A 10,589-nucleotide genomic window follows, 5' to 3' on the forward strand; every position below is an offset into this window, starting at 1 on the left:
TGCCCCTTACGCGCCCCATCCGGATTGCTGGCCGCCCACGCGGTCCTCGTTGATCTTCTTCTGGTAGCCGCTGGCCTTGTACGCCGCCAGCGGGTCCGCGGGCAGGCCGCGGGCTTCACGCCACTCGGCCAGGAGCGGCCGGACGTCGGTGTAGAAAGCGTCGTTGAACACCGCATTTGCGGCCAGCACATCCCCGGCACGCTGAGCCTCGGCCAGCGCGGCCGTGTCCACCAGCAGGGCGCGTGCGGTCATCTCCTGCACATTCAGGACTGAGCGGATCTGGCCCGGGATCTTCTCCTCCAGGTTGTGGCACTGGTCCAGCATGAGCGCAACGCCGGACTCTTTGCCGAAGCCGCCGCCGCGGATCACCTCGTGCATGATGCGGAACAGCTGGAACGGGTCCGCGGCACCCACGATCAGGTCATCGTCCGCGTAGAAGCGGGAGTTGAAGTCGAACGAGCCCAGCTTGCCCAGGCGCAGCAGCTGCATGACGATGAACTCGATGTTGGTGCCGGGGGCGTGGTGGCCGGTGTCCAAACAGACAAAGGCCTTCTCACCCAGCGCCAGAGTCTGCGCGTAGGAGGTGCCCCAGTCCGGAACATCCGTGTGGTAGAAAGCCGGCTCGAAGAACTTGTACTCCAGCACCAGGCGCTGGTCCTCGCCCAAGCGTCCATAGATCTCCTGCAGGGACTCGGCCAGCCTGTCCTGGCGGCCGCGCATGTCATCCTGGCCCGGGTAGTTGGTGCCATCCGCGAGCCAGATCTTCAGGTCCCGGGAGCCGGTGGCGTGCATGATGTCGATGCACTCAAAGTGGTGGTCGATCGCGCGGCGCCGGACGGCGTCGTCCGAGGACGTCAGCGAGCCGAACTTGTACTCGTCATCCTGGAAGGTGTTGGAGTTGATCGTGCCCAGCCCCACGCCCAGGCCGGCCGCGTAGTCATTCAGGGCCGCGTAGTCGTCCACCTTGTCCCACGGGATGTGCAGCGCAACAGTGGGCGCCAGGCCGGTGAGCTCGTGGACCTTGGCGGCGTCCGCCAGTTTCTCCTGGACGGTGCGCGGGGTACCGGGCGTGCCGAACACCTTGAATCTGGTGCCCGAGTTGCCGTAAGCCCACGACGGAACCTCAATAGCAAGCTCCGAAAGCCGGCCCAGTGCCGATGCTGTGTTGTTCATGATCAGTCTTTCGTCAGTGTGTGGCAGTGAAAGTGCTTGGAAGATTTAGTGCTTGAAAGCTTTAGTGTTCGACGACGGCGGCGTCGGCGCTGCTGCCGGCGGCGGCCAGCTGCCCGTCCAGGTTGAACACCTCGTCGAGGACGCGGAAGCCCACGTCGGGCGGAACATCGCTGTCCCGGAAAAGTGTGGCCATGTCCGCCTGCCAGCGGGCATTGACGTCCGTGAGGGCCATCCGGGCCCGGACCGCGTCGAAGTCGTCGCATTCGAGGTAGCCGATCAGCAGCCCGTCGTCGTCAAGAAACAGCGAATAGTTGTTCCAGCCCGCGTCCTTGAGCACGGCCAGCATCTCCGGCCAGACGGCAGCGTGGCGCCGGCGGTACTCCCCCAGCAGCTCCGGCTGGACGGAGGATCGGAAGCAAACCCTCATGTTGTACTCCTGTGGACGTTTCGGTTGCTGCGAAGGGAGAGGAAGCGAACTCGTTCGGCTTTGAATGTTTGCCGAAGTTGAATCGTTTCATTGTTACGATTCAAAGTACTCTGGACGGAAGAAGGGTGTCAAGCGTTTTCACCCGGACAGGCAAATCGATCTTCGGAGGATCAGCAGAATGTCGCGGGCAGCAAGCATCAAGGACGTCGCCAACCACGCGCAGGTTGCGGTGGGGACGGTCTCCAACGTCCTCAACAATCCGGACCGCGTCTCCAAGCGCACCAAGGACAAGGTGCTCCAAGCGATCGACGAGCTCGGCTTCGTCCGCAACGACGCCGCACGGCAGCTGCGCGCAGGGCACAGCCGGACCATCGGCGTCGTGGTCCTGGACGTTGGCAACCCCTTCTTCACGTCGCTGGTCCGCGCCGCGGAGGACGCTGCCGCTGTTAACGGCAGCGCCGTGCTGCTGGGCGACAGCGGCCACGACGCGAACCGGGAATCGCACTACATCGACCTCTTCCAGGAACAGCGGGTCCAGGGCCTGCTGATCTCCCCGGTGGGCGACGTCGCCGACCGGCTGGAGGCCCTCCGGCAGCGCGGTGTTCCCACGGTCCTGGTGGACCGGCTGGCCGATGAGGACCGCTTCAGCTCCGTCTCCGTGGATGACGACGCCGGCGGCTACCTCGCCGCCCGTCACCTCCTCGACCTGGGGCGTCGGAAGCTGGCCTTCGTGGGCGGCCCACTGTCCATCCGCCAGGTATCCGACCGCCTTCTGGGCGCCCGCCGCGCCGTGGCCGAGGTGGACGGCGCAGCACTGGAGGTGCTCGACTCCGACGGCCAGTCCGTTCTCGCCGGACGGGAGGTGGGCAACAGCCTCATGGAGCGAGGCGCAACCAACATGCCGGACGGCATCTTCTGCGCCAACGACCTGCTGGCGCTCGGAGTGATGCAGTCCCTGACCATGATGAACAACGTCAGCATTCCGGACGACGTGGCCCTGATCGGCTACGACGACATCGACTTCGCCGTGTCCGCCGTCGTGCCGCTTTCCTCCATCCGCCAGCCCACCGACGCGATCGGCAGGACTGCCATCGAGCTCCTGACGGAGGAACTGGACGCCCAGCACCCGCGGCACCGTGCCGTCGTGTTCACGCCCGAACTGGTGGTCAGGCAAAGTACCGCCGGCGCCGCCGCGCCCCACTAAGCCGGCCTGCGCTCGGCACGACTCCCACCGGACCGGCACTTCCGGTCAGGGAGTACACTTGGTGGCAGACCACCCGGGAAAGCGCTTGCCAAGGACGCATGCACGCTCCCGTGTAACGGTTGACGATGGCGTCGCGCAGCACCGCAGCGCCGGACAGGAGCACCATGGATATCCCTCTGACGCAGCCCGGCCCGTCAGGCCCGTCAGGCCTGCCAGCCGCCAAAGCCGCTTCCCCGCACCGCACCGGCCCGGCACGTGTGGCCCTGATCGGCGTCCATGGCTTCGGCGCCCACCACCTGAAGAACCTCGAACGGCTGACCCAGGCCGGCGCAGTGGAACTCGTGGCCGTGGCCGACCCGAATCCACCGGCCCCGGGCGCGCTGCCGGACACCACCGTGATCCACCCCGACCTGGAGTCCCTCCTCGCGGGCAACCACCGGCCCGACGTGGTCATTATCGCCACGCCCATCCAGACCCACGCGCCGCTTGCCCTGGCCACCCTGGCCTCCGGCGCCGACCTCTACCTGGAGAAGCCCCCGGTGGCTTCGCTGGCCGACTTCCGCCGACTGCAGGAGGCCGCTCAAGCATCCGGACGCAGCGTGCAGATCGGATTCCAGAGCCTCGGATCGCAGGCGCTGGCGGCCATTGACGGGCTCCTCAACGACGGGACCATCGGCACGCTGCAGGGGATCGGCGCAACCGGGCGCTGGGTGCGGGACCGCGCCTACTACAAGCGCTCCCGGTGGGCCGGCAAGCGCAGCATGGACGGCGTGGACGTGGTGGACGGCGTGGCCACCAATCCCCTGGCACACGCCATCGCCACCGCCCTGCGGATCGCCGGTGCCCGAACCGTGGAGCATGTGGCCTCCGTGGAGACGGACCTGTACCGCGCGAATGACATCGAGGCCGACGACACGTCGGTCATTCGGATCCGGACCTCCGCCGGCCTGCCGATTACATGCGCCCTGACGCTCTGCGCCTCGGAGTCCGTGGAGCCGTACATCACCCTGCAGGGCTCCGAGGGAACGGCCGTTTTCCACTACACGAAAGACCGGCTGCACGTCAGCAACGCCGACGGAGAGCACTCGCTGCAGTTCGGCCGCGACGACCTCACCGAGAACCTGCTGGAATACCTCGCTGGGGACACAGAACTCACCAGCGCCCTCAACGACTCCGGCGCGTTCATGCTGGTGCTTGAGGCCGTCCGTACCGCCGAGCCGCCGGCGCCGGTCACTCCTGGCTTCGTGCGCTGGGAGGGCGACGGCGATGCCGCCCATGCGGTGATTCCCGGCATCGAGGACGCCCTGGAGCGGGCCATCGGCGCCCACGCCACCTTCCGCGAACTCGCCCTGCCGTGGGCGCGCGCCGCTGAGCCTGGCGCCGCCACTGTGCTGTTCGACGACGGCGGCCGTCCGCTGGCCGTCCGGCGCACCGGCGCGCGGCTCAACGCGCGGTTATCGCCGCGGCCCTACCTGCACCCGGTCGCCACACTCGGCGGGACCGTTGTGACGGACCATCTCCCCGCCGACCACCCGTGGCATCTGGGCGCCGGCTTCGCGCTCCAGGACGTCAATGGCACCAACTTCTGGGGCGGCAAAACGTACAGGCGCGACGCCGGCGCGTACGTCTCCCGGCAGGACCACGGCCGGATCGAACTGCTCCCCGCCGCTGCGGGTGATCCGGACGGATTCGACACCCGGGAGCTCCGGTGGCTCGGCACGGACGGACAGCCCCTGCTCACCGAACAGCGGACTGCCAGCCGCGAGGTCCTGGGAGAGAGCGTGTGGCGCCTGGACCTGGGCACGGAGCTGACCGTCGTCGTCGACGTTTCACTGGGGAGCCCCGGTTCCAACGGCGCAGCCGGCAGCGGCTACGGCGGTTTCTTCTGGCGCCTTCCGGCCTGCAGCGGTGCCCGCATCTTCACGTCCGACGCCGAGGGCGAACCCGCCGTCCACGGCTCCGTGGCGCCGTGGCTGGCATGGACCGCCTCCTTCGGCGAGGTGCCCGGCACCCGTTCCGGGCAGGCTGCGACCCTCGTGTTCGGGGCCCCGGCCGAGGCAGCCGATCCGTGGTTCGTCCGCCGCTCCGGGTACCCCGGGGTCGGGTCGGCCCTGGCTTGGGACCGGCCAGTGACGCTGGCCGCAGGGGAATCGCTTCGGCGGAGCCTGAGCGTGTGGGTGTGCGACGGCGAACTGTCGCCGGCCGCCGTCGCATCCCTCCTGGCGCGGCGCTAGCCTAAGACAGGGTCAGCACCGTCCCGGCAAAGGAGCCCCATGCCCGAGCAAGAAGCCTCTCCTCAAGCTCCCCTCTGGAACAACGGCCCGGGCCTGGCCTACGGAGGTGACTACAACCCCGAGCAGTGGCCGGCCGAGGTCCGGCTGGAGGACATCGGTCTCATGAAGGAGGCCGGGGTGACCCTGCTCAGCGTGGCCATCTTCTCCTGGGCTCTCCTGGAGCCGCGCGAAGGGGAGTACGACTTTGGCTGGCTGGACGAGGTCCTGGACAACCTGGACGGCGCAGGCATCAAGGTGGCCCTCGCCACGGCCACGGCCGCTCCCCCAGCCTGGTTGGTGCGGAAGCATCCGGAAGTCCTGCCGGTGACAGCGGAGGGCACCGTCCTGGAACGCGGCTCCCGGCGGCACTACTCGCCGTCGTCCGCTGTTTACCGCCGGTATGCCGCGGGCATCACACGGAAGCTCGCCGAACGGTACAAGGACCACCCGGCGCTGGCGCTGTGGCACGTGGACAACGAGTTGGGCTGCCACGTTTCCGAGTTTTACGGCGCGGAGGACGCCGCGGCGTTCCGGCGCTGGCTGGAACGGCGCTACGGCGGCATCGAGGCGCTGAACGAGGCGTGGGGCACGGCCTTCTGGTCCCAGCACTACGCCTCTTTGGAGGAGGTCATCCCGCCTCGGGCCGCCCCCACCACCCTCAACCCGACGCAGCGGCTGGACTTCCAGCGGTTCAGCTCGTGGGCGCTGATGGACTACTACCGGAGTCTGCTGGCGGTGATCCGCGAGGTGACGCCCAACGTTCCGGCCACCACCAACCTCATGGTGTCCAGCGCCACCAAGTCCCTGGACTACTTCGACTGGGCGAAGGACCTGGACGTGGTGGCCAACGACCACTACCTGGTGGCCGCGGATCCGGAGCGCGAAATCGAGCTGGCGTTCAGCGCGGACCTCACACGCGGCGTCGCGGGCAATAGGCCTTGGATCCTGATGGAGCACTCGACGTCGGCGGTGAACTGGCAGGCCCGTAACCAGCCGAAGATGCCCGGTGAAATGCTCCGCAACTCGCTGGCCCACGTGGCCCGCGGCGCCGATGCCGTCATGTTCTTCCAGTGGCGGCAGAGCGTTGCCGGCGCCGAGAAGTTCCATTCGGCGATGGTGCCGCACGGCGGCCGCGACACCCGGGTGTGGCGGGAGGTGGTGGCCCTCGGCGAGGCTCTCAAGCGGCTTGGGCCGGTCAAAGGCTCCACCGTGGAATCCCGGGTGGCCATCGTGTTCGACTACGAGGCCTGGTGGGCCAGCGAACTGGACTCGCACCCGAGCGAGGACGTGAAGTATTTGGACCTGATCAGGGCGTTCCACCGCTCGCTGTTCCTGCGCGGCGTGAGCGTGGACTTCGTCCCCCCGGCCGCGGACCTCTCCGGCTACCGCCTGGTCCTGGTGTGCACGCTGTACTGCGTCAACGATGACGCAGCGGCCAATGTTGCCGCCGCTGCCGAGGCCGGAGCCACGGTGCTGGTCAGCTACTTCAGCGGCATCGTCGACGAGCGCGACCACATCAGGCTGGGCGGTTACCCTGGAGCCTTCCGGGAGCTGCTGGGCATCAGGACCGAGGAGTTCCACCCGCTGCTCGAGGGCGGCCGGGTGACTTTGAGCGACGGCACCATTGGCCGGGTGTGGAGCGAACACGTCCACCTTGCCGGGGCCGAGGCGGTGGCCACCTTCACCGGCTACCCGCTCTCCGGCGTGCCCGCACTGACCCGGAGGAGCGCCGGCCTGGGCGCCGCCTGGTACCTGGCCACCCTCCTCGATCGCGACGGCATCGAACGCCTCTTGGACCGGCTCCTGGCCGAAGCGGGAGTGGCGGCCTCCGCGGAAGCCGCCGCCGGCGTCGAACTGACCCGGCGGGTCACGGCGGACGGGCGCCGCTTCCTCTTCGCCATCAATCACGGCCGGGAGGACGCGGAAGTGAAGGCCGACGGCGAGGAACTGCTGGGCGGCGGGCGTTTCGGCGGCATTGTCCCCGGCGGAGCTGTGGCCGTGATCGCCGAGGACTGACCGGTTCTCTGGAGTTTTTGACCCCACGCGCGGAAAACCCCGGGCAATCTCTGGTGGGAGACGGCCCGGGGATTTCCTTTCCGTGGTGGAGCTAGCTGCTGATGGCTGACGTCATCTCATCCACCGCTTTCTTACCGGCTTCATCTGCGGAAAGCCTGTTGAACAGCACCTCGGAGGTGTAACGCTTGATGATTTCCTGGATGGCACCCGCGCCCTTCGGCGGCGGGGCAGGAGCCTCACCGAGTTCGTTCTTGATCTGGTCGATGAACTTCACAACCTTGACGTCCGCAGGGGTCAGCTTGGCGGAGATCGCCGCGCGCACATCGGTGTTCGGGTAGACACCACGGTCGGCCAGGAGTGCCTCGCCGGCCTTGGCGTCGTTCGCCAGGAAGTTGATGAATTTGGCGACTTCCTCAGGGTGCTTGGTTCTGGAGGATGCCGACCAGAACTGCGAGGCCTTGTACCAGAGCTTGGCATCAGCAGCGGAGCCGGTCTTGGTGGGGAACCTCAGAACCTTCAGTTCCGAGCCTGCGGCCTTTTCCAGGGCGGGAAGCTGGTTGGACCACCAGAAGGCGAGTCCATTCTTGCCCGTTGCGAGGCCGCTCTGGTCCAGGGGTGCTGCTTCGGCCTCAACAACCTCCGACGCCGAGGGAACTGCCTTGCCCTCACTCATCTGTTTCAGGAAGGCCCACCAGGCGGCGATGTCCGCCGGCTCAAAGCCGAGCTTGCCGTCTTCGGTGTAGAGGGACTTTCCGTTCTGCCTCAGCCATACGCCCAGGGATGCCTCATCGGTCCCGTAGGCGGCCGCCCCGTAAGTGCCCTTCGGGGATTTAGCCGTCACCTCGGCGGAGATCCGTTCGAAGTCTTCCCAGGTCCAGGTCGCGTCGTCGGGCAATGCCACACCTGCTGCCTTGAACACGGCCGGGTTCGCAAGGATGGTGGCTGCATTGATGCCGGCGGGGATACCCGTCAGGCCGTCCTCGCTCTGCCCCGCCTTCAGCGTGGCCTCGTCGAGCTTGGATGTGTCGATGCCGTACTTCGAGAGGTCAAGCAGGGCTCCGCGGCTGGAGTACTCGGTGATGTACTTTTCGTCCATCTGGATGATGTCGGGAGCGTCGTTCGCAGCCACCTGCGTGGCCAGCTTGTCCCAGTAACCGCTCCAGTCGCCGTACTCCGGCTTGATCTTGATCTTCGGGTTTTCGGCTTCGAAGGCCTTGATGGCTTCCTGGGTGACCTGCGCCCTCTTGTCGCTGCCCCACCAGGAGAAACGGAGTTCAACCGTTCCGTCGGCGCTCTGGGCGGCAGATCCGCCGCCACAGGCGCTGAGCGCAAGGACGACGGCGGCTGCGGCAGCAACCACTCCCGCCTTCCGGAGCCGTCGCGGGGTCTTGGATACCTGGGGCCGGCGGGCCTCGGCATCAGGGCCAGGTTTGGGGAACAGTTGCACAGTTCACTCCGATCTTCGTTGATCTTGAAGGAGATGGAAAACGCTTTCCAACTAATGTTATAAGTACTTATCTTGTATTACAAGCATTTGTGCCCGATTGCGCCGGAAGCCAGCGGCCCCGGTGTTCGTTCGCGGCCTACTTGATGCCGGTCGTGGCGATTCCCTTGATGAGGAACCTTTGCCCAAAGAGGAAAACCAGGAACACGGGCAGAAGCGAAACGATGGACATGGCGAAGAGTGAGCCCCAGCTGGTAGCGGACTGCGAATCCACGAACGCGCGGAGCGCAACGGGCACAGTGAACATGTCAGGGTCCGTCAGGTAGATGAGGGCACCGAAGAAGTCGTTCCAGGTCCAGATGAAGGTGAAGATGGTGGTGGTGGCCAGCGCGGGGACCATCAGCGGCAGAATTACGCGCAGGAAGATCCGCGGGTGGCCGGCGCCGTCGATCCTTGCGGCCTCATCAAGTTCCTTTGGGATGCCCCGGATGAACTGGACCATCAGGAACACGAAGAACGCGTCGGTGGCCAGGAGCTTCGGAACGATGAGCGGCCAGAAGGTGTTCACCCAGCCGATCTGCGAGAACAGGATGTACTGCGGGACAATCACCACGTGGAACGGCAGCATGATGGTGAGCAGCATAATGCCGAAGAAGATCTTCTGCCCCGTGAACTGGAGCCTGGCGAAGGCGTAAGCGGCCATGGAGCAGGAGATCAGGTTGCCGAGGATTGATCCCAGCACAACCACCGCGGAATTGAGCATGTAGTGGCCGAACGGGTGGGTCAGCGCCGACCATCCGTCCGTGTAGTTGCCCATCTCGAGGCTGTTCAGCCACAGACCGGGTTCGCGGAAGATGAGTTCGTTGGCGCGCAGCGAGGAAACAACCATCCACAGCAGCGGGTAGATCATGACTCCGCCGGTGACTATCAGGATCGCATGCTTGATCAGTGCCTTGGTACGTGCGCTGCGGCTAAAGGCAAGGCCGCCGCGTGATTCGCGGCTCTTGCGTGGCCCTCGGGGGTTCGTTGGCTTGCCGGCCGGAGCTTTCTTACTCGGGGCGGGCAGCGTCTCCAGCTTAGTCGTCATAGAAAACCCAATACTTTGCAGCGATGAAGTTGATGGCGGTGAAGGCGCCGATGATGACCAGCAGGAACCAGGCCATGGCGGAGGCGTATCCCATATCGAACTGGCCGAAGCCCTTTTGGTAAAGGTAGAGCGTGAAGAACATCGTCGAATCCGAAGGGCCGCCGTTGCCGCCGGAGACGATGAACGCCTGCGTGAACGACTGGAATGATCCGATGATCTGCAGCACCAGGTTGAAGAAGATGATGGGGCTCAGGAGCGGCAGGGTGATGCGCCAGAACTGCTGGAGCTTGGTGGCACCATCCACCTCGGCGGCTTCGTAGTACATGTTGGGTATCTGGCGCAGGCCGGCAAGGAAGATGATCATCGGAGCGCCGAAAGTCCAGACGTGGAGCAAGATGATCGACCCCAGCGCCGTACTCGGGTCAGAAATCCACCCCGGACCCTCGATGCCGGCAAGGGCAAGTACCTGATTCACGAGGCCGGTGGTGCCGAAGATCTGCTTCCACAGGATCGCGATGGCCACCGAGCCGCCCAGCAGCGACGGCAAGTAGAAGACAGAACGGTAGAACGGGAGGCCACGAAGGCCTTTATCCAGTACCAGCGCGATCAGCAGGGCAACCGCCAGCTGCAGCGGAACGCCGACGAGTACATACGTGAACGTCACCCCGAGCGAATTGTGCAGTCTCGCGTCGGTGAACATCCGCTGGAAGTTCTCCAGGCCCACCCACTCCGGGGCCTGAATCAGGTTGTAGTCGGTGAAAGAGAGGTACAGCGACATCACCATGGGACCGACGGTGATAGCCACCAGTCCCACCAGCCACGGAAGCAGGAAGATGTAGGCGGCCTTGTTGTCCCGCCCGCTGGCCTTCTTCTCTTCGGCAGTCTTCGGCCCCTTGCGGCGCGAGAGGGACGTGAGTTCGGTAATGGCACTCACGGCGCGCACCTCGCTCGCTGCGGCTTAGGTA

The 10,589-nt window shown here is 65.9% G+C and carries 8 protein-coding genes; 3 read left to right on the forward strand and 5 right to left on the reverse strand.

Going from position 1 to position 10,589, the window contains the following annotated elements; genetic code table 11:
• Window positions 1-6: 6 nt before the first annotated feature.
• Window positions 7-1,173: an L-rhamnose isomerase gene (rhaI, locus tag ACTHQX_RS13250; protein WP_236805017.1), complete on the reverse strand. Its 1,167-nt coding sequence runs from the start codon at window positions 1,171-1,173 to the stop codon at window positions 7-9.
• Window positions 1,174-1,234: 61 nt separating this feature from the next.
• Window positions 1,235-1,600: an L-rhamnose mutarotase gene (locus ACTHQX_RS13255; RefSeq protein WP_440157737.1), complete on the reverse strand. Its 366-nt coding sequence runs from the start codon at window positions 1,598-1,600 to the stop codon at window positions 1,235-1,237.
• A 178-nt stretch (window positions 1,601-1,778) separates the two neighbouring features.
• Here ACTHQX_RS13255 and ACTHQX_RS13260 point away from each other — a divergent pair, with 178 nt between their 5' ends.
• The 3 genes from ACTHQX_RS13260 to ACTHQX_RS13270 all read left to right on the forward strand — a co-directional run bounded on the left by ACTHQX_RS13260 (window position 1,779) and on the right by ACTHQX_RS13270 (window position 7,093).
• A complete protein-coding gene (locus ACTHQX_RS13260; RefSeq protein ID WP_236805019.1) occupies window positions 1,779-2,804 on the forward strand; it encodes a LacI family DNA-binding transcriptional regulator in 1,026 nt (341 codons plus the stop codon).
• A gap of 164 nt (window positions 2,805-2,968) precedes the next feature.
• Window positions 2,969-5,038 (forward strand): DUF6807 family protein, encoded by a 2,070-nt coding sequence (locus ACTHQX_RS13265; RefSeq protein ID WP_440157736.1) that lies wholly within the window; start codon window positions 2,969-2,971, stop codon window positions 5,036-5,038.
• 39 nt (window positions 5,039-5,077) lie between these two features.
• Window positions 5,078-7,093 carry a beta-galactosidase gene (locus tag ACTHQX_RS13270; protein WP_440157735.1) on the forward strand — a complete coding sequence of 672 codons (2,016 nt, stop codon included), beginning with the start codon at window positions 5,078-5,080 and terminating at the stop codon, window positions 7,091-7,093.
• Between the two features lie 91 nt (window positions 7,094-7,184).
• Here ACTHQX_RS13270 and ACTHQX_RS13275 read toward each other — a convergent pair whose 3' ends face one another.
• The 3 genes from ACTHQX_RS13275 to ACTHQX_RS13285 all read right to left on the reverse strand — a co-directional run bounded on the left by ACTHQX_RS13275 (window position 7,185) and on the right by ACTHQX_RS13285 (window position 10,558).
• Entirely contained in the window at window positions 7,185-8,534 is a 1,350-nt protein-coding gene (locus tag ACTHQX_RS13275) for an ABC transporter substrate-binding protein (protein WP_236809423.1), read from the reverse strand.
• A gap of 142 nt (window positions 8,535-8,676) precedes the next feature.
• A complete protein-coding gene (locus ACTHQX_RS13280) occupies window positions 8,677-9,624 on the reverse strand; it encodes a carbohydrate ABC transporter permease (RefSeq protein WP_440157734.1) in 948 nt (315 codons plus the stop codon).
• A complete protein-coding gene (locus ACTHQX_RS13285; RefSeq protein WP_440157733.1) occupies window positions 9,614-10,558 on the reverse strand; it encodes a carbohydrate ABC transporter permease in 945 nt (314 codons plus the stop codon). Before ACTHQX_RS13285 ends, ACTHQX_RS13280 begins: the two co-directional genes overlap by 11 nt.
• Window positions 10,559-10,589: the final 31 nt, after the last annotated feature.

Source organism: Arthrobacter sp. SAFR-023, assembly GCF_051965295.1.
In the GTDB taxonomy this organism is placed as follows: domain Bacteria; phylum Actinomycetota; class Actinomycetes; order Actinomycetales; family Micrococcaceae; genus Arthrobacter.

Coding starts and splice junctions, on each gene's coding strand:
- rhaI (WP_236805017.1), bottom strand. CDS start 1,173: ATGAACAACACAGCATCGGCACTGGGCCGGCTTTCGGAGCTTGCTATT.
- ACTHQX_RS13255 (WP_440157737.1), bottom strand. CDS start 1,600: ATGAGGGTTTGCTTCCGATCCTCCGTCCAGCCGGAGCTGCTGGGGGAG.
- ACTHQX_RS13260 (WP_236805019.1), top strand. CDS start 1,779: ATGTCGCGGGCAGCAAGCATCAAGGACGTCGCCAACCACGCGCAGGTT.
- ACTHQX_RS13265 (WP_440157736.1), top strand. CDS start 2,969: ATGGATATCCCTCTGACGCAGCCCGGCCCGTCAGGCCCGTCAGGCCTG.
- ACTHQX_RS13270 (WP_440157735.1), top strand. CDS start 5,078: ATGCCCGAGCAAGAAGCCTCTCCTCAAGCTCCCCTCTGGAACAACGGC.
- ACTHQX_RS13280 (WP_440157734.1), bottom strand. CDS start 9,624: ATGACGACTAAGCTGGAGACGCTGCCCGCCCCGAGTAAGAAAGCTCCG.